General features: G+C 69.8%; 16 protein-coding genes. 14 read left to right on the top strand and 2 right to left on the bottom strand.

The window, feature by feature from the left end; genetic code table 11:
- Positions 1 to 75: 75 nt before the first annotated feature.
- On the bottom strand, positions 76 to 294 hold the full coding sequence (locus tag GHC57_RS10775) for a hypothetical protein (protein WP_153344046.1): 219 nt from the start codon (positions 292 to 294) through the stop codon (positions 76 to 78).
- Positions 295 to 494: 200 nt separating this feature from the next.
- Here GHC57_RS10775 and crcB point away from each other — a divergent pair, with 200 nt between their 5' ends.
- The 11 genes from crcB (at position 495) to GHC57_RS10720 (ending at position 12850) form a co-directional block, all read left to right on the top strand.
- Positions 495 to 878, top strand: coding sequence for a fluoride efflux transporter CrcB (crcB, locus tag GHC57_RS10770; protein WP_343031157.1), 384 nt, complete (start codon positions 495 to 497; stop codon positions 876 to 878).
- A gap of 53 nt (positions 879 to 931) precedes the next feature.
- Positions 932 to 1918 carry an RluA family pseudouridine synthase gene (locus GHC57_RS10765; RefSeq protein WP_153344042.1) on the top strand — a complete coding sequence of 329 codons (987 nt, stop codon included), beginning with the start codon at positions 932 to 934 and terminating at the stop codon, positions 1916 to 1918.
- Complete coding sequence (locus tag GHC57_RS20450) at positions 1915 to 2361, top strand: DUF2059 domain-containing protein (RefSeq protein ID WP_153344040.1); 447 nt, start codon at positions 1915 to 1917, stop codon at positions 2359 to 2361. The genes GHC57_RS10765 and GHC57_RS20450 overlap by 4 nt, the downstream gene beginning before the upstream one ends.
- The gene (locus tag GHC57_RS10755; RefSeq protein ID WP_153344038.1) at positions 2358 to 3038 is read left to right on the top strand and encodes an HAD-IA family hydrolase; all 681 of its coding nucleotides are present in this window, start codon (positions 2358 to 2360) and stop codon (positions 3036 to 3038) included. The genes GHC57_RS20450 and GHC57_RS10755 overlap by 4 nt, the downstream gene beginning before the upstream one ends.
- 149 nt (positions 3039 to 3187) lie before the next feature.
- The gene (locus tag GHC57_RS10750; RefSeq protein ID WP_153344036.1) at positions 3188 to 5701 is read left to right on the top strand and encodes an AsmA family protein; all 2514 of its coding nucleotides are present in this window, start codon (positions 3188 to 3190) and stop codon (positions 5699 to 5701) included.
- A gap of 100 nt (positions 5702 to 5801) precedes the next feature.
- A complete protein-coding gene (locus tag GHC57_RS10745; RefSeq protein WP_153344034.1) occupies positions 5802 to 6563 on the top strand; it encodes an ATP12 family chaperone protein in 762 nt (253 codons plus the stop codon).
- A 69-nt stretch (positions 6564 to 6632) separates the two neighbouring features.
- A complete protein-coding gene (locus tag GHC57_RS10740; protein WP_153344032.1) occupies positions 6633 to 7697 on the top strand; it encodes an MBL fold metallo-hydrolase in 1065 nt (354 codons plus the stop codon).
- A 127-nt stretch (positions 7698 to 7824) separates the two neighbouring features.
- Positions 7825 to 8799: an exopolyphosphatase gene (locus tag GHC57_RS10735; protein WP_153344030.1), complete on the top strand. Its 975-nt coding sequence runs from the start codon at positions 7825 to 7827 to the stop codon at positions 8797 to 8799.
- 69 nt (positions 8800 to 8868) lie between these two features.
- Positions 8869 to 10158, top strand: coding sequence for an adenylosuccinate synthase (locus GHC57_RS10730; protein ID WP_153344028.1), 1290 nt, complete (start codon positions 8869 to 8871; stop codon positions 10156 to 10158).
- Positions 10159 to 10261: 103 nt separating this feature from the next.
- Positions 10262 to 12331, top strand: a complete 2070-nt coding sequence (locus tag GHC57_RS10725; protein ID WP_153344026.1) for a protein kinase family protein — start codon at positions 10262 to 10264, stop codon at positions 12329 to 12331.
- A 42-nt stretch (positions 12332 to 12373) separates the two neighbouring features.
- Positions 12374 to 12850, top strand: a complete 477-nt coding sequence (locus tag GHC57_RS10720; protein WP_153344024.1) for a hypothetical protein — start codon at positions 12374 to 12376, stop codon at positions 12848 to 12850.
- Between the two features lie 33 nt (positions 12851 to 12883).
- Here GHC57_RS10720 and htpG read toward each other — a convergent pair whose 3' ends face one another.
- On the bottom strand, positions 12884 to 14788 hold the full coding sequence (gene htpG / locus GHC57_RS10715) for a molecular chaperone HtpG (protein ID WP_153344023.1): 1905 nt from the start codon (positions 14786 to 14788) through the stop codon (positions 12884 to 12886).
- Between the two features lie 375 nt (positions 14789 to 15163).
- On the opposite strand from htpG, the gene GHC57_RS10710 reads away from it, so the two are divergent.
- From GHC57_RS10710 to GHC57_RS10700, 3 genes are all read left to right on the top strand, one after another.
- Entirely contained in the window at positions 15164 to 15505 is a 342-nt protein-coding gene (locus tag GHC57_RS10710; RefSeq protein WP_153344021.1) for an HPF/RaiA family ribosome-associated protein, read from the top strand.
- Positions 15506 to 15625: 120 nt separating this feature from the next.
- The gene (locus GHC57_RS10705) at positions 15626 to 18208 is read left to right on the top strand and encodes a helicase-related protein (protein ID WP_211369173.1); all 2583 of its coding nucleotides are present in this window, start codon (positions 15626 to 15628) and stop codon (positions 18206 to 18208) included.
- Entirely contained in the window at positions 18205 to 18591 is a 387-nt protein-coding gene (locus GHC57_RS10700) for an RNA-binding S4 domain-containing protein (RefSeq protein WP_153344017.1), read from the top strand. The genes GHC57_RS10705 and GHC57_RS10700 overlap by 4 nt, the downstream gene beginning before the upstream one ends.
- Positions 18592 to 18669 lie beyond the last annotated feature (78 nt).

Here is an 18669-nt window from a genome sequence, read left to right as displayed (position 1 = left end):
GCTGGAATTCGAGCAGGGATCGAGGAAACTTGCTCATGGTCGGGCTCCGGAAATGGCGTGCGTTCACGTTATGTTCTACGCCGTTTCAGGCCACCTGTCACCACATGATGTGGTCCCGGACTCAAAGGGATAAGCCCTCTCTGCCTTTTCGGCCTGGGAAATTCCCTCGGGAAACGGCAAAAATACGAACCCGAGTGTGATGAAGAAGCCGAAGAACAGGACGGTCAGGACGATCATCAGGCGGACGAACGACCCGCGGCTGCGTCGCCCACTCAATGTCATGTAGTTCAGCATGCGCCGCCCTCCGCCGTTGGGTGCCAATCCGGTCATTATACCCGCATTGACGGTACGGATTTGCCCCTGATTGATCCACCAAAAAGCGCTTCCTCTCGTGAAAAAAGCCAAAGCGGTGTATGGCGGTGCGTCCCCTTGCCGCCCGACCCGGGCGATGCTATCCCCGCCGTGCCCCCGCTGCCCCAACCGGAGACCCGCCCGTGAACCCGACCCTGTTGATCGCGGTTGCGGCCGGTGGAGCCGTGGGCGCCATCGCCCGCTACACCGTGACGTCGGCGGTGCCGCGCTGGCTCGGCCACGGGTTCCCCTGGGGCACGGTGGTGGTCAACGTGGCCGGGTCCTTGCTGATGGGCCTGCTGATCGACATCATGGCGCGGCGCTGGTCCGCTCCGCCCGAGGCCCGGGTGTTCCTGGTCACCGGCGTGCTGGGGGCGTTTACCACGTTCTCGACCTTCTCGCTGGACGTGGTCACGCTGTACGAACGCGGGGCCCTGATGGCGGCGGCGCTGTACGTGGCGGGCTCCGTCATCGCCGGTGTGCTCGCCCTGTTCGCCGGGATGTGGCTCGGCCGGGTTCTGCTTTAAAACCAACGGTCTTTGCCGAAGGCCGGTGCCGCTGATACAAGAGAGGGCCGCTCATGAGCGGGGTTCAGACCATTCAGGTGACGCCGGACGAGGCCGACCAGCGACTCGATCGCTGGTTCCGGCGGCGCTTCCCCGCGCTGTCGCACGGCCGGCTGGAAAAGCTGCTGCGCACGGGGCAGGTGCGGGTGGATGGCGGCCGGGTGAAGGCCAGCACCCGTCTGGCCACCGGGCAGACGGTCCGCGTGCCGCCGCTCGATCCCGCGCCGGACGCGCCGCGTCCGGCGAAGCCCGCGCCCGAGGTTCGCGAGTCCGATCTCAAGGACCTGCGCAAGACCATCCTGCATCAGGACGACTGGCTGATCGCGCTGAACAAGCCGGCCGGCCTGGCGACCCAGGGGGGCAGCGGCCTGACCCACCACCTGGACGCCATGCTGGACGGCCTGAAGCGTCATCCGAACGACGAGCGGCCGCGCCTGGTCCACCGTCTGGACAAGGACACCTCGGGCGTCCTGCTGCTGGCGCGCACGGCCAAGGCGGCCAAGGCGCTGGCCGAGGCCTTCCGGCGGCGCGAGACCCGCAAGGTCTATTGGGCGTTGGTGGTCGGCACGCCAAAGCCGCGCGCCGGCACCATCCGCGCCGGGCTCGCCAAGGAGGGCGGGGCGCGCGGCGAACGCATGGTGCATGACGACACCGAGGGCAAGCCCGCGATCACTGACTTCCAGGTGGTGGACGACGCGACCGGCACCGTCTGCTGGCTGTGGATGGAGCCGCGCACCGGCCGCACCCACCAATTGCGCGCCCATGCCCTGGTGCTGGGCACGCCGATCCTGGGCGACGGCAAGTACGGCGGGCAGGGGGCGTTCCTGCCGGGGGCCGAGGTCGCGCGGCAGATGCACCTGCACGCCCGCCTTCTGTCCATGCCCCATCCCGCCGGTGGCACCCTGACGGTCGAGGCGCCGCTGCCCCGCCACATGACGGAGGCGTTCCGGTATTTCGGGTTCCAGCCCAAGGACGCGCCGCCCCTGGAGGAGATCGCGTGAGCCCGAACCGCATATCCTGGATCGCCGCGGGCCTGCTGACGGTCGCCCTCGGCGGGCCGGCCCTGGCGCTGGAAGACACGCCGGAGAACCGGCGCGCCCAGGCCATCCGCTACGAGGCCGCCATGCCGGTGCGCGACACGCTGGAGACCAGCACGTTGCGGGTGGCCCGCATGCTGCCCCGCGAACACCGCCAGGACTTCATCGACTTCGCCATGGTTCGGCTGGATCACGCGGAAATCCGGTCCACGGTGCTGGTGGTGCTGACCGAGACCTTCACCGCCCGGGAACTCAAGGCCATGGCCGATTTCTTCGGCTCGTCCGTCGGCCGGTCCGTGGCCGGCAAGATGGGCGTCTACACGGACCGGATCATGCCCCTGATGATGATGTCGGTGCAGCAGGCCGCCACCGCCTATGCCCGCGACCATGGAGCCGCGCCCGAATGACCACGCTGTGCCTCGCCGTCTTCGACGTGGACGGCACGCTGGTGGACAGCCAGCACAACATCGTCGCGGCCATGGCCATGGCCTGCCAGGCGGCCGGCGTCACCGTCCCGTCCGACGACGCCACGCGGGCGATCATCGGGCTGTCGCTGGACGAGGCCGTGGCGGCCGTCACGCCCTCGGCCACACCGGATCAGCAAGCGCGCGTCGCGGACCTGTACAAGCAGGCGTTCGTCTCTCTGCGGGCGCGCCCGGATCACGACGAGCCGTTGTTCCCGGGTGTGCACGCCATGCTGGATCGGTTGGAGGCGGACGGCGTCCTGCTCGGCATCGCCACCGGCAAGTCCCGCCGGGGCGTGGATGTGGCCCTGGAGCGGCACGGGCTCGACGGCCGCTTCCTGAGCATCCAGACGGCCGACGACGGCCCCGGCAAGCCCCATCCGGGCATGCTGCTGCGGGCGATGGCCTCGCTGGGCACGGACCCGGCGGGCACCGTCATGATCGGCGACACCACCTTTGACATGCAGATGGCCCGCGCCGCGCGGACCGACGCCATCGGCGTGGCCTGGGGCTATCATCCGGCGGCGGCCCTGCTGGGCGCGGGCGCCCGTGTGGTCGCGGCGGACTGCGATGCGGTGCCGCTGCACGTGGGCGGCGCGCGGGCGGTTGCCGCATCCTGACGCGGGTTTTTTCTCGCCGGGCGTGGCGCGCGCGCCCAAGGACAGCCACATTTGAGGCATGAGATCGCTTCGGTTGCGGCGGGCCACGGGGGCTCGGGGCACCGACCGGGCCGGGCCCGGAGCATGCGGACCGTGGGGAGGACCGTTCCATGAAACTCTCGACCATCCTGAAGGTGCTGGTCGGCCTGATCCTGTTGATCGTCGGGGCCATCGGCGTGTTCATCGCGACCCTTGACGTCAGCCAGTACAAGGGCCGGATCGTGGCCCTGATCGAGGAGAACACGGGCCGGTCGGTGGCCATCGACGGCGAGATGGACCTGGCCATCGGCCTGACGCCCGCCCTGGTGGTGGAGGGCGTGACCATCGGCAACGCGCCCTGGGCGCAGGACTCCGACATGGTCACGGTGGGCCGCCTGGAAGCCCAGGTGGAACTGATCCCCCTGATCTCCGGCGACATCAACGTGGTGCGTCTGGTGCTGGTGGAGCCGGTCGTCAACCTGGAGACCAATGCCGAGGGCGAGGGCAACTGGGTCCTCGCCGGACCCACCGACGAGGCCGCCCCAGACGAGGATGCGGCCGAGACGGCCGCCGAGGACACCGCGGACGCCACGGAAGAGGGCGGTCCGGGCGACACCGGCGCCGCGCCCAATCTGCAGATTCAGGAAGTCCGGCTGGAGAACGGCGCCCTGGTGTACCGCGACGGCGTCTCCGGCCAGACCATGTCGGTGGCGCTGGAGCGGGTCTCGCTGACCGGCGGCGGCCTGACCGATCCGCTGACCCTGGACATCGCCGGCGCCTACAACGAGGCGGCCTTTACCCTGGCCGGCACGGTCGGCGCGCTGACGGCGCTCAACGATCCCGGATCGTCCGGCTGGCCGCTGGACCTGGAGGCCACGGCCGGCGGCGCGACCGTCACGGTCAACGGCTCCATCGCCGACCCGGCGGCCGCCAAGGGGATCGACCTCGCGGTTACGGTGCGGGGATCGCAGGTGGCGGATTTGGCCGCGCTGGCGCAGGCCGCCGGGCAGACGGTGGACATCCCCGCCCTCGGTCCCTACTCGGTCGCGCTGAAGGTGCAGGGGGATGCGGATGCGCTGTCCGTCAGCGACCTGGACGCGGGCCTGGGCTCCCCCGATGCCTTCCGCGTCGCCGCCACCGGCGCCATCGCGAACGCGCTCGCCCCCTCGGGTCTGGACCTGACCCTGTCGGTGAACGTGCCCGATCCGGATGCGCTGGCGGACCTGGGGGCCACCCTCCCCGTGCCGCTGAAGGCCAACGCCTCGGTCATGGACATCGAGGGCGGATACGGCCTGCGCGATCTGGCGGCCACGCTGGGCCGCAGCAGCGTGACGGGCTCCCTGGACGCCCGCCTGGACGGTCCGCGTCCGGCGGTGTCGGGGCAGTTGTCGTCGCCGCTGCTGGACCTGAACGAATTGTCGGGGAGCAGCGGGCCGGGCGCGGACTCCGGGTCAGGATCGGACGGGGGCGCGGCGACGGGCAACCAGGCCACGGCCGGCGGTCCCATGATCCCGGACACGCCGCTGCCGCTTGATGCGCTGACCCTGGCGGATGCCGATCTGACCATCGGCGTGGACACGGCGGTGCTGCCGGGCGGCGCGGAGGTCTCGGGCCTGACCCTGGGCATCACGCTCAATCGCGGCGCGCTGGCCATCAGCCCGATGCAGGCGACCGTGGCCGGTGGATCACTCTCGGGGTCGGTGGGTCTTGAGCCCGTGGGCAACGGCGCGGCCAGCGTCGCCGTGGAGCTGAGCGGCGAGGGCGTTCGCCTGGGTGATCTGGCGAAGACCTTCGGCGGATCGGACGCCCTCACCGAAGGCCCGTCCACCATTCGCGTGCAGTTGACCGGGCGGGGGGCCACGCCGCACGAGATCGCCGGCACGCTCGACGGGTCCGTGCTGCTGCACACGGTCGATGCCCGCATCAACAACGGCGCGGTCAACTGGGCCGGTGGCGACGTGTTCACGCAGTTGGGCAGTCTGGTCAATCCGTTCGCCCAGAAGGAGGACACCACGCCCGTTCAGTGCCTGGTGTTCAACATGTCGGCCGCTGATGGCGTTCTGACCAACGACAACGGGATCGCCATGGAGACCGACAAGATGGTGGTCGGCGGCGGCGGGGCCATTGATCTGGGCGAGGAGCGCCTGAGTGTCCGCATCGCGCCGCGTCCCCGTCCGGGAATCGGCCTGGAGACCGGCTTCGGCAAGATCGTCGAACTGTTCGCCGTGACCGGCCCCTTCGCCAATCCCTCGCTTGAGCTGGACGCCGAGAAGGCCCTGGAAACGGGCCTGAGGACCGCGGCCAGCGCCGCCGGGGCCGTGGCCACGGGTGGTCTGTCGTTGCTGGGCGAAAGCCTTCTGGTCAGCGAGGACGGCGAGATGGAACCCTGTCTGGTCGCCCTGGGCGAGAAGGAGCCCGGCACGGGCGGCGGCGGGGCGGCGGACGCCGGCTCCGGCGAGGCTGCGTCCGACCCGGTCAGCGGGGCGGCCGAGGACATCGGCCGCGCCGTGGAAGGGATCATCGGCGGCGGCAGCGGCGGGGGATCGTCCGACGGCGGCGCCACGGACGGCGGCTCCGACGGTGGTGGCAGCGACGATGTGGGCGGCGCCATCCGCGAGGGCATCGGCGGTCTGCTGGGGAACTGATCGGGCGGATGCCGCGGGCCTCCGGAGGCTGGTCCGGGGGCCCGGTCCGTGGTACCGCAGGGTCGCATTCACTCCCACGCACCCGATGCCTGATCTGACCATGACCGAGAGCAAGTCCATCGATCCCGTCGCCGCCGCGCGCGCCAGCCAGGCCGCCAAGCGCGCCCGCCGCTTTTATGCCGCCGCAACGGCCGCGCCGCTGGGGGACGGCGGCCACGGCGTGTGGCTGGATGGCCGCCCCGTCCGCACCCCGTCGCAGGGGCCGTTGCGCCTGCCCACGCCGGCCCTGGCGGACGCGGTGGCCGTCGAATGGAACGACCAGGGCGAGTCCATCGATCCCACCACCATGCCGCTGACCCAGCTTGCGAATACGGCGCTGGAGCGGGTGGCCTCGGGCCGGGCCGCCGTGGTGGCGGAACTGGTCCGCTTCGTGGATGCCGATGGGCTGTGCTATCATGCGGACCATCCGCCGGAACTGGCCGCCCGTCAGGCCGAAGCCTGGCAGCCGCTGCTGGACTGGGCGTCGGCGGACCTGTCGGCGCCGCTGGTCGCCACGCAGGGTGTCATGCCGCTGCGTCAGCCGCCGCAGGTCTCGGCCGCCCTGGAGGGCGCGCTGTCCGATCTGGACGACTGGGGCCTGACCGCCGCCCAATGCATCGCGGGCGCCGCCGGTTCGCTGGTGCTGGCTCTGGCGGTCATCCACGCCCGCCTTGACGGCGCGACCTGCTTCGCCCTGTCCCGGCTGGACGAGTCGTTCCAGATGGAGACATGGGGCGAGGATGCCGAGGCGATGGCGGCCCGCGAGGTGGTGCGCCGCGACATCCTGGCGGCGGAAACGCTGTGGCGCCTGAGCCGGGCCTGAGCCGGGTCGGGGAGGGGCCGGCGTGCGGGCGGCCTTGCGCCGGGACCCGGAGCGCGCTACCACCCGGGCATGACCACGCATTCCGATGGCGCCGGACCGGGCGGCGCGCTCCGTTTTCCCCACGCCGACCCGCCGGCCCCCGGCACGGTCGTCAGCGTGGCGCCGGGCGTCGGCTGGCTGCGCATGCCGTTGCCGTTCGCGCTCGACCATATCAACCTGTGGGTCCTGGAGGACGGCGACGGCTGGACCCTGGTCGATACCGGCATCGCCAACGACCACACCCGGGATCTTTGGCGGACGCTGATGGAGGGGCCGTTGGCCGGTCGGCCCGTCAAACGGCTGATCTGCACCCACTTCCATCCCGACCACATGGGGCTGTCCGGGTGGCTGACCGACTGGCTCGGCGTGCCGCTCTGGGCGCCGCTGGGCGAGTGGGCCTTCGGGCGCCAGCTTCAGGCGCTGTCCGATGCGGACTTCGCAGGCATTTCGCGCGACCTGTACGCCCGCGCCGGCGGCGGACCCGACCTCATGGCGCTGGTGGACCGGCGCGGCAACCCGTACCGCAAGCGCACGGTGGCGCATCCGCTCGCCTTCCGCCGCATCCGCACCGGGCAGGACGTCCGCATCGGCGATCACGACTGGCGCGTGATGATGGGCCACGGTCACGCCCCGGAACACGCGGGGCTGTGGTGCCCTGGCCTGGGGGTTCTGATCTCCGGCGATCAGGTGTTGCCCCGGATCAGCCCGAATGTGAGCGTCTGGCCGTCGGAGCCGGACGAGGACCCTCTGTCGCTGTTCCTGGAGAGCCTGCGCCTCTGGCACGACGTGATCGACGATCCGGACGTGCTGGTGCTGCCCTCTCACGGGCTGCCCTTCCACGGGTTCCACGCCCGGGTCACGGAGCTGCTGCACCATCACGACGCCCGGCTGGAGGAAACGCGCGATCTGTGCCGCGCCGCGCCCCTCAGTGCGATGGCTCTGCTGCCGCGCCTGTTCAATCGGACCCTCGACGATCACCAGATGTTCTTTGCGCTGGGCGAGACTCTGGCGCACCTGCACCACCTGGAGCGAACCGGGGCCGTCGTCCGCCACCGGGGGCCCGACGGCGTGGAGCGGTTCGCGGCCGCGGAATGACACCAGGGCGCGCACGCCGGTTGGCCACCACCGTGCGGGCGGGTATTGTCCTCCGGACGGGGCAGCGGGGGCGATCGGCCCCCGGTCTTGACGGTGGTATCCCGGAACAGAACGGCATGAGGCATCCATGAGCGCGGGCAACGGCGACGACACGGGCGAGATCGAGGCCATCGGCGGGCAGGGGCCCTACCGTCTGGTCACGCGCGCGGATCTGGACGGCATCATCTCGGCGGTGCTGCTGCGCGAACGCGGGCTGATCGGCGATGTCGCCTTCGCCTCGCCCAACGCCATGCAGGGGGGGCGCGTTCCGGTCTCGGACCAGGACATCACCTCGAACCTGCCCTATGTGGAGGGCGTGCATCTGGCCTTCGACCATCATGTGTCCGAAGTGACGCGGGTGGGGGCGCGCGAAAACCTGGTGAACGACCCGGAGGCACCGTCGGCGGCGCGCGTGATCTACAATCACTATGGCGGAGCGGAGGGCTTCCCCGGCATAAGCGAAGAGATGATGGCCGCGGTCGATCAGGCCGATTCCGCCGACTATACCGAGATGGACATCCTGGCGCCCGACCGCTGGACGATGCTGAACTTCGTCGTGGATCCGCGCACCGGGCTGCACCGCTTCGGGGATTTCGAGATCTCCAACGAACAACTGATGCACGATCTGACGCGCTACTGCCGGCGTCACTCCATCGAGGAGATCCTGCGCATTCCCGACGTCGAGGCGCGCGTTCACCTCTACCTGGAGCACAAGGAGAAGGCCGAGCATCAGGTGCGCCGTTGCGCCACCCGGCGCGGCCCCCTGCTGGTGGTGGATCTCCGCGAGGAGCCGGTGCTCTATCCCTGCAATCGGTTCATGATCTACGCGCTCTATCCCGAGACCACCGTTTCGCTGACGCTGGCGCGCGCCTCGCGGCCCGGGTTCACCGAGATCGCCCTGGGCCGGTCCATCCTGAACCGGGCCTCGCGGACGGACGTGGGCACCCTGCTGCTGGACTTCGGCGGCGGCGGGCACGCCACCGCCGGCACCTGCCAGATCGAGGAGTCGCGCGCAACGGAGGTTGCCGAAACGCTGGCCGCCCGCATCCTGGCGGACGGCTGATCGACCGGGCGGCCGCCGCCGCGCCGTCACACCTGACACACCCAGACGAGCAATCAATCGGAGCAAGGCATGACCAATGTGGCCGTGGTCGGCGCCCAGTGGGGCGACGAAGGCAAAGGCAAGGTGGTGGACTGGCTGTCGGAGCGGGCGGACGTGGTCGTGCGGTTCCAGGGCGGCCACAACGCGGGCCATACGCTGGTCGTGAACGATGCCGTGTACAAGCTCAGCCTGCTGCCGTCCGGCGTGGTGCGCGGCAAGCTGTCCGTCATCGGCAACGGCGTGGTGATCGATCCGTGGGCGCTGTTTGACGAGATCGACCGCGTGCGCGCCCAGGGTGTGGACATCACGCCCGAGACCCTGCGCATCGCCGACAATGCCTGCCTGATCCTGCCGATTCACGGGGAACTGGACCGGGCCCGCGAGGAAGCCGCCGGGGGCGGCAGGATCGGCACCACGGGGCGCGGGATCGGCCCCGCCTACGAGGACAAGGTGGCCCGCCGCGCCGTGCGCGTCTGCGATCTGGCCGAGCCGGAGACGCTGCGCTTCAAGATCGACCGGCTGATGACCCATCACAACGCCCTGCGCAAGGGCCTGGGCGCGACGCCGCTGGACGGCGAAAAGCTGTTCGAGTCGCTGCAGGCGCTGGCGCCGCGCTTCGCGCCCTATGTGGCGCCGGTCTGGCGGGTGCTGGACGAGGCCCGCCGCGCCGGCAAGCGCATCCTGTTCGAGGGCGCGCAAGGCGCGATGCTCGACGTGGAACACGGCACCTATCCCTATGTGACCTCGTCCAACACGGTCTCCGGGCAGGCCGCCGCCGGCTCAGGCATGGGGCCGGGCGCGGTCGCCTATGTGCTGGGCATCACCAAGGCTTACACCACCCGCGTCGGCAGCGGCCCGTTTCCCACCGAGCTGTTCGACTCCGTCGGCGAGGGACTGGGCGAGCGCGGCCGCGAATTCGGCACCGTGACCGGCCGACGTCGGCGCTGCGGCTGGTTCGATGCGGTCATGGTCCGCCAGGCCATCAAGGTGGGCGGCGTGGACGGCATCGTGCTGACCAAGCTGGACGTGCTCGACGGCATGGACCAGTTGAACGTTTGCGTCGGCTATGAACTCGACGGGCAGGTGCTGGACCACTTCCCGGCGGGCATGGACGCGCAGGCGCGGGTGACCCCGGTCTACGAGACCATGGAGGGCTGGGCCGACAGCACGCGTGGGGCGCGCACCTGGGCGGACCTGCCGGCCACCGCGATCAAGTACATCCGCCGGGTGGAAGAGCTGATCGAAGCGCCGGTGGCGATCCTCTCCACCGGGCCGGATCGCGAGGAAACCATCCTGGTTCACGATCCTTTCGCGGATTGATCCAGTCGATCGCGACCGTGAGCGATTGTGGGGCGGTGCGCAAGGTCGTATCGTGTGACGGGGACGAAGGGGTGGTTGGCCCGGCCAGAACGGCGGCGGACGGATGGCACTGACAGCGCAGAGCAGCGACAGCGGCAAGCAGGCCGACAGCGGCGCCACGTCCGGCACGCTGACGGGCCAGACCACCATGCTGCGCGATCGGTTCGCGATCTATTACGAAAGCCCCATCCCCGACCTGGACACGGCCAACGCCACCGCCTTCGCCGCCGAGGACCGACGCCAGCGCGGCCGCCCGCTGTTCGCGCTGGTGGTGACGGGGCCGCTGCCGGCCCGCGTCATGATCATGAAGCACCTCAAGGGGGTGCGCGCCGCCGGTCTGATGCCGCTGATGGAATGGGGGCCGGTGGACTGGCCTCCGCAGCAGGCCATCCGCCTCGCCCTGATTTACGAAAAGCCGGCCGGTCGTCGGATCGTGCGACGCATGGGCGACGTCATCAAGGCCCACCAGGACCAGCAGTTCGCCAAGACCCTGCTGCGGCCGCTGGTCATGGCGCTGGGGGAACTGCACAACAACGGTGTCATGCACCGGGCCGTGCGGCCCACCAACCTGTTCTACGCCGATGCGGCGGAAAGCCGCATCGTTCTGGGCGATTGCGCGACGGGTCCGGTCGCGCTCGACCAGCCCGTGGCCTGCGAGACCATCGAGTCCGGCATGTGCCAGCCGGAAGGGCGGGGCGCCGGCAATCTGGCCGACGACTTCTATGCCCTGGGGGCCAGTGCGGTGATGCTGCTGACCGGGCGCAACCCGCTGATCGATGTGGCCGACGACGAGATCGTCAAGCGCAAGCTGACCCAGGGATCCTACGCGACCCTGGTCAGCGACCAGCGCGTGCCCCTGAACATGATCGAGGTGCTGCGCGGCCTGCTGGCCGACGACAAGGAACAGCGCTGGGACTTCGAACAGCTTGATCTGTGGTTCAACGGCCGCCGGATGTCGCCCGTGCAGGCCAAGCCGCTGAAGCGCGCGCAGCGGGCCTTCGTGTTCATGAACCAGGAGTTCCTGAGTCCCCGCCATCTGGCCCACGAGATGGCCACGCACTGGGACAAGGCCGCCCCCATCGTGCTGGAGGGCAAGCTGGAAATCTGGTTGCGGCGCGGGTTGGAGGACAACCAGTTGGCCGACCAGGTGGCCATGGCCATCCGGAACGCGGCGGCGGGCAGCCAGCACAGCCGGGGCGGCATCAACGACCTGGCGCTGGCCAACGTGCTGATCGTCATGGACCCCGACGCGCCGATCCGCTTCCGGGGCTTCCGCGCCCACATGGATGGGTTCGGCGGGGTGCTGTCCGCCGCCATCGCGCGCGGTCAGGACACCAAGCCCTTTACTGAAGTGATTCTGGCCGAGATTCCCAAGATGTGGCTGGGCGTGCGGGATCATTTCTCGCCCGAATACGTGCAACTGGACGGCACTTTCCGCGAGCTGCGGGAATTTCTCATCGACGGGGTCAACAAGGGGTCCGGACTCGAACGCTGCCTGTACGAGATGAACGAAAGTCAGCAGTGCATGAGCAAGCTGTTCGAGAAGGACCTGGTGCTGACCATCCGCGACGTGCTGCCGGCCCTTGATCGGCTCGGCGCGCGCATGGACAGCAAGACCCATCCGCTCGATCGGCACGTGGTCGCGTTCGTCGCGGCGCGCTTCCCGAAGGAGATCGGCCCCCAGTTGCTGGCGCTGAACGAGTCCGATCCCAAGCGCTCCACGCTGGGCATGCTCAGCCTGCTCGCCGTGCTGCAATGGCGCCTGGGGCCGGAGGCCGTGCACGGCCTGTGCAGTTGGGTCGGCGGCCTGATGGGACCCATCATCAACAGCTATCAGAGCCGCGAGCGGCGTCGCTGGCTGGAACGGGAGATCCCCCGGCTGGTACGCAAGGGCAGTCTGCCGGAACTCTACAATTTCGTGGACGATGCCGAGGAGCGGAAATCGGATTTCGACGAGTACCGGCGGGCCCGGGCCGAATGGAGCGCCGCCAACCACCAGATCAAGGCGCTGGAAAGCGGGCAGGTCGGGGCCGACGAAAATGCGGAACGCATGGGCGAGAAGGCGGCCGCCACGGGTTCGGTGGGCATCGCCATCGTGACGGTCGCCATCGTTCTGGCGGGATATTTACTGTAACGGCCGGCAGATCATCGGAAGGCGGACGAGGAGACGACGCACATGGGATCGGGCATGGCCCTCAAGGTCGGCGTGGTGCTCATGCTGGCCGTCGGATTGTTTCTGTTCCTGCCCACGGTGCTGGTGCTCGTGGTCTGCATGCTGCCCACGGGTGTGGCGCTGGTGGTGGACCGCTCCGCCAGCCGCAGCGGCTGGCTGTGTGTGGGCGGGCTGAACTTCGCCGCCATGGCGCCCAGCCTGTTCGAGTTGTGGTTCGAGGACCACTCGCTGGAGTTTGCTACGTCCGTCATCAGCGATGTGTTCGCCCTGATGCTGATCTACGGGGCGGCCGGGATCGGGTGGCTGGTGTACATGACCACACCCCGCATCATCTCCAGCGTGATGGAGATGACCTCGTCCCACCGGATCGAGAAGCTGAAGGCGCAGCAGCAGCGCCTTGTGGAGGAGTGGGGCCCCGAGGTCACCCGCGACGACAGCGGGTCGGGGGAGGGCAGGGGACGGGCGTCGGCCGCCGGGTGATCCCGCCCGCCAACCGACGCCCGAGGGTCGGGGTCAGAGCGCCCCGGCCATGATGCTGCTCATGCGCCGCGCGAACTCGACCGGATCGGCCGGCGGCTCTCCCTCGACGATGCGGGCCTGATCCAGCAGCAACTGACCCATGTCCGCCAGCATGCCGGAGCCCGCGCCCCCATTGGCCGCCTTTGCCGCCATGCCCTTGATGAGCGGGTGCGACGGATTGATCTCCAGGATCCGCGCAGCCCCCGGGCCGAGGCCCATGCCGGACTGCCCGGCGTTCTTGAGCATGCGCTCCAGGTGCAGGCTCATGCCGCCATCCTCGGCGACGAGGCACACCGGGCTTTCCTTCAGGCGCGAGGAGGGACGGACCTCCTTGACGGACTCGCCCAGGGACTCCTGAAGCGCCTTCGCCAGCGCCTCCACCTGATCGGCCGGGGCCTTCTCCTCGTCGGTCTTGTCGGCCTCGTCCTCGGCGTCGGCGACCGCATCCAGGCCCTCGGCGCTGCTGGCGGCCGACTTCAGCGGCTTGTCCTGATAGGTGGGCACGCTGTTGATCCAGAACTCGTCCACCGGATCGGTCAGCAGCAGCACCTCGACACCCTTGGCGCGGAAGCCCTCAAGCTGCGGCGAGCGCTTCAGCACCTCCGGATCGTCGCCGGTGATGTAGTAGATCGCCTCCTGCCCGGTCTTCATGCGGGCCACGTAGTCCGCCAGCGAGACCCACCCGTCGGCGGTGGTGGAGCGGAACCGGGCCAGCTCCAGCACGTCCATGCGCCGGTCCTGGTCCTCGTAGACGCCTTCCTTCAGCACGGCGCCGAAGGTTTCCCAGAACGTGGCATACTCGTCGGCATTCTCGGCCCGCTTCTTCAGGTCACCCAGGATGCGCTTGACCAGACCGTTCTGGATTTTGCGCAGCACCGGGTTGTGCTGGAGCATCTCGCGGCTGACGTTCAGCGGCAGATCGCTGGAATCCACGATGCCGCGCATGAAGCGCAGGTAGGACGGCAGCACGTCGGGCGCTTCTTCCGTGATGAACACCCGGTTCACGTACAGCTTGACGTGCGTCTTGCGCTCGGGCTGGAACAGGTCGAACGGCTTCTGGCTGGGGATGAACAGCAGGCCGGTGTATTCGATGGCGCCTTCGGCCTTGAAATGCACGGTGTGCCACGGCTCGTCAAAGGCATGGGCGGTGTGCCGATAGAATTCCGTGTACTGCTCGTCGGTGATCTCCGAGCGGGGCCGGGTCCACAGTGCGGAGGCCTCGTTGAGAGTCTCCTCCGTGTCCTTGGTCTCGCCGTCCTGCTCCTCCGTGCCCAGCAGCACCACCGGGATGGCGATGTGGTCGGAGTAGGTCTTGATGGTGGACTTGAGGCGCCAGGGCTCCAGGAACTCGGCGGCGTCGTCGCGTAGGTGCAGCACGATCCGCGTGCCGGGCGCCGACACCTCGGCCTCCCCGATGGTGAACTCGCCGCCACCGTCGCTCGTCCAGTGCCAGCCCTGGGTGTCGCCGGCGCGGCGGGTGTAGACCTCGACGTGCCCGGCCACCATGAACGACGAATAGAACCCGACGCCGAACTGGCCGATCTGGTTCGCGTCACCCGTCTTGCCGGCCGCCTGGAGTTGCTTGACGAAGGACTCGGTGCCCGATCGGGCGATGGTGCCCAGGTTGTCGATCAGGTCGTCCCGGGTCATGCCGATGCCGTTGTCGGCGATCTCGATGGTCTTGGCGTCGGCATCGACCCTGAGCGTGATGCGGAACTCGCCCGCGCCCTCGCGCAGGGACGGGTCGGTCAGGGCCTCGTAGCGCAGCTTGTCGCAGGCGTCAGAGGCGTTGGAGATCAGCTCGCGCAGGAAGATGCGGCGATCCGAGTACAGCGAGTGGACGACGATATCCAGCAGCTTGGCGACTTCGGCCTGGAAGGAAAGCCGTTCTTCGGTCATGGGGATGGAACCCTGTTCTGTCTTGAGGTTGAACCGGGGCGGCGGGCGATGGAATGCACCATCCACCGTTCGCGCGGGGCGCTTCGGCGAAGCGATATGGGCCACGCCGGGGGCGCGCGCAACCCCGCGTGGCGGCCCGGAGCCCGGACGCGATGCGAGTCTTCGCGACAGAGCCGTGAGGTCCCTGTTCGCGCCGTCAAAAATGGGTCATGATGATGAAAGGAGGGACGGCTGGCCCGCCGAATGCGTGCCAACGGTCGTGTCTCCGGCTCGACGGGGAGGGGACGGACCGCCCTTTCGCATCCGGCGCCCCGTCCGGTCCGCCCGGACACCTCGCTCGTGGGCTGTGAACCTTTTGGCGAGTAGGAGACGTCTATGCAGACTCCGCTGCAAATCGCTTTCCATGGACTGGACCATTCCGACGCCGTCGAGGCGCGCGTCCGGGAAAAAGTGGAGAAGCTGGAGCAGTTTTGCGACCGGATCACCAAGTGCCGCGTGGTGATCGAGGTGCACCACAAGAATGTCTCCAATCTGCATCGCAAGGGAGAACCGTACCACGTCTCCATCACCTGCTCGGTGCCCGGCGACGATCTGGTCGTCAAGCGCGATCCCAAGGAGCCGAAGGCCCATGAGGACATCAACATCGCGCTGCGTGACGCCTTCGCCACGATGGAACGCCGGGTGAAGGACTACATGGCCCGCACCAAAGTGAGCTGAGTCCGCGCGAGCCCGACCGGCTCCGGCGCCCGCCCATGCGCGGCGCCGGGGTCGGTCGGGCAGCCCGCCCCCTTGCCATTCCGGTCCCGACCCCCCATCCTCCGGGGTGCCATGACACCCATGACCGACTGCGCGCGGGTGTGGGCGGCGCTCGGGCCGACCAACACCGGCAAGACATTCCTGGCGGTCGAGCGGATGCTCGGCTACCCGTCGGGCATGATGGGGTTCCCCCTGCGCCTGCTGGCGCGGGAGAACTACGAGCGTGTGGTGCGCGCCAAGGGGCCGGACCACGTCGCCCTCATCACGGGCGAGGAAAAGATCATCCCGCCGAACGCGCGGTATTTCCTCTGCACGGTCGAGAGCATGCCCATCGGCCGGCCCGTGGACTTCCTGGCCATCGACGAGATCCAGCTCTGTGCCGATCCGGACCGCGGGCACGTGTTCACGGATCGCCTGCTGCACGCGCGCGGGCGCGAAGAGACCGTGTTTCTGGGCGCGGCCACCATGGAGCCGCTGCTGCGGCGGCTGTTGCCGGACTGCCTGTTCGAAACCCGGCCGCGCTTTTCCAAATTGACCTACACCGGCCCGCGCAAGCTGACCCGCTTGCCCCGGCGCAGCGCCATCGTCGCGTTTTCGGCGGCGGATGTGTACGCCATCGCCGAGTTGGTGCGGCGCCAGCGGGGCGGGGCGGCGGTGGTGATGGGGGCGCTCAGCCCGCGCACCCGCAACGCGCAGGTGGATCTCTACCAGAGCGGCGAGGTGGACTATCTGGTGGCCACTGACGCCATCGGCATGGGCCTGAACATGGATGTGGACCATGTGGCCTTCGCCGCCATGGAGAAGTTCGACGGCACGCGCCAGCGCGCGCTTCGCAGCACCGAGGTGGCCCAGATCGCCGGCCGGGCCGGGCGCTACATGACCGACGGCACCTTCGGCGCCACCGCCGACGTGGGGCCGCTGCCCACCGAACTGGTGGAGCGGGTCGAGGGCCATCAGTTCCAGGCGGTGCGCCAGATCCAGTGGCGCAACAGCGCGCTGGACTTCGGCTCGGTGGCGGCCCTTTTGAACAGCCTGAACGCGCCGCCCGTGCTGGATGTCCTCCGGCGGACGCGGGACGCCCCCGACCACGTGGCTCTGGAGACCCTGACCCGGGACGAGGACCTGCGCCGGCGGGCGCGGGGCCGCGAGGCCGTGGCGCTGCTCTGGGATGTCTGCCGGGTGCCGGACTTCCGCAAGATCCACGAGGAGTCCCACATCCGCCTGCAGGGCCAGATCTTCCAGCATCTGACCGGCCGCGCCGGACGGCTGCCGCCGGACTGGATCGCCGGGCATATCAAGCGCCTGGACAGCACCGACGGCGACATTCACGCCCTGACGGACCGCATCGCCAGCATCCGCGTTTGGACCTATGTGGCGCACCAGAACGACTGGCTCAGCGATGCCGAGCACTGGCGCCAGCGCACCCGCGCCATCGAGGACCGTCTGTCGGACGCCATGCACGAGCGCCTGACCCAGCGCTTCGTCGATCGGCGCACGGCGGTGCTGATGCGCAAACTTCACGACCGGGAGGCGTTGATCGCGGTGGTGGACCGCGACGGCGCCGTGCGCGTCGAGGACCATCATGTGGGCCGGCTCGACGGGTTCGTGTTCACGCCGGTCAGCGGCGGGCGCGGGCGGGGCGACAAGGCTGTGCTGAACGCCGCTTTGAAGGCCCTGCACGGCGAGATCGGCCGGCGTCTGGTCGCACTGGAAACGGCCGACGACGCGGTGATTTCACTCGCCGATGACGGCACGGTGCAATGGGACGGCGCGGCGGTGGCGCGTCTCGGCCGCGGTCCGGACTGCCTGCGGCCCGCCGTGGACCTGCCGGTGAACGACCTGCTGTCGGGCGAGCGGGCGCGGCGGGTGCGGGACCGGCTCTCCGCTTGGCTGGACCGGCTGGTGGCGCGCGATCTGGCCGCCCTGCTGGCCCTGCGCGCCGACCACGGGCTGTCCGGCGCCGGACGCGGCCTCGCCTATCAGATCGGCGAGGCCCTGGGCACGCTGCCCCGCGCCGCCGTCCAGGATCAGATCGCCCGCCTGACCCCGGCGGACCGGAAGGTGCTGGCGCGGCTGGACGTGCGCATCGGCGTGGAGAGCGTGTTCATGCCGCCGCTGCTCAAGCCCGACTCCCAACGGCTGCGCGCGCTGTTGTGGGCGACCGCGCGGGGCGAGACTGCCCCGGCGCCGCCACCACGGGGGCGCGTGTCGTTCGCGGTTGCGCCCGACGATGCGGCGGGGCAGGGCGGCGAGGCCGACCGCCTGGACGCCTATCACCGGGTGCTTGGATTCCGCGTGGTGGCGGGCCGGGCCGTGCGCGCCGACATGCTGGAACGGTTCACAGCCGCGCTGCGTCAAGCGCAGCGGGATGCCGCGCGGGCGGAGCACGGCGAAGGGCAGGGCGGCGCCGCCCTGCCGCCGGCCCTGTGCTCCATGCTGGGCGTGTCGGTGGAGGAGGCCGAAACGCTGTGCCGCGCCCTGGGCTACCGCACGTGGCGGGATGACGCCGGCGGGGTGCGATTCCGCGCCGGCCGACGTCGGCCTCGCGCGTCCGGCCACGACCGCGCCGAGACGGCGGCGGAGCGGCGGCGACGGCTCGCCAAGGGCGCGGCGCGGGCTTCGGACTCGCCGTTCGCCGTGCTGGCCGAGAAGGTGCGCGCATGACCGAACCCGACGCCGGACAACGCCTCGAGAAGTGGCTGTGGTTCGCCCGCTTCCGCAAGACGCGGGGGCTGGCCCAGGACCTGTGTACCGGCGGGCATGTGAAACTGAACGGAGCGACCGTCGCGAAACCCAGCACGACCGTGCGGCCGGGCGATGCGCTCGAACTGATCCTTGGCCCGTATCGCCGCCGGCTGCGCGTGGTGGCGCTGGGCGAGCGCCGGGGCCCGGCGCCCGAAGCCCAGGCGCTCTATGAAGAGACGGACCCGCCGGAACGCCTGCGCGATCCCGTCATGGCGCCCACGCCGGTGCGCGAGGCCGGCGCGGGTCGTCCCACCAAACGGGACCGCCGGGTCATGGACCGGCTGCGAGGCGGATCGGTCTAGGACCGGCGCGGTTCGCTGCCGATCCCGAAAACTGCGTCATTGGAAGCAGGCTGCCCTCCTTTGGACAGCTTGAGGAAC

This window comes from Roseospira navarrensis (assembly GCF_009601025.1).
Lineage (GTDB): Bacteria > Pseudomonadota > Alphaproteobacteria > Rhodospirillales > Rhodospirillaceae > Rhodospira > Rhodospira navarrensis.
This window is presented reverse-complemented; position numbering and strand designations above follow the sequence as displayed.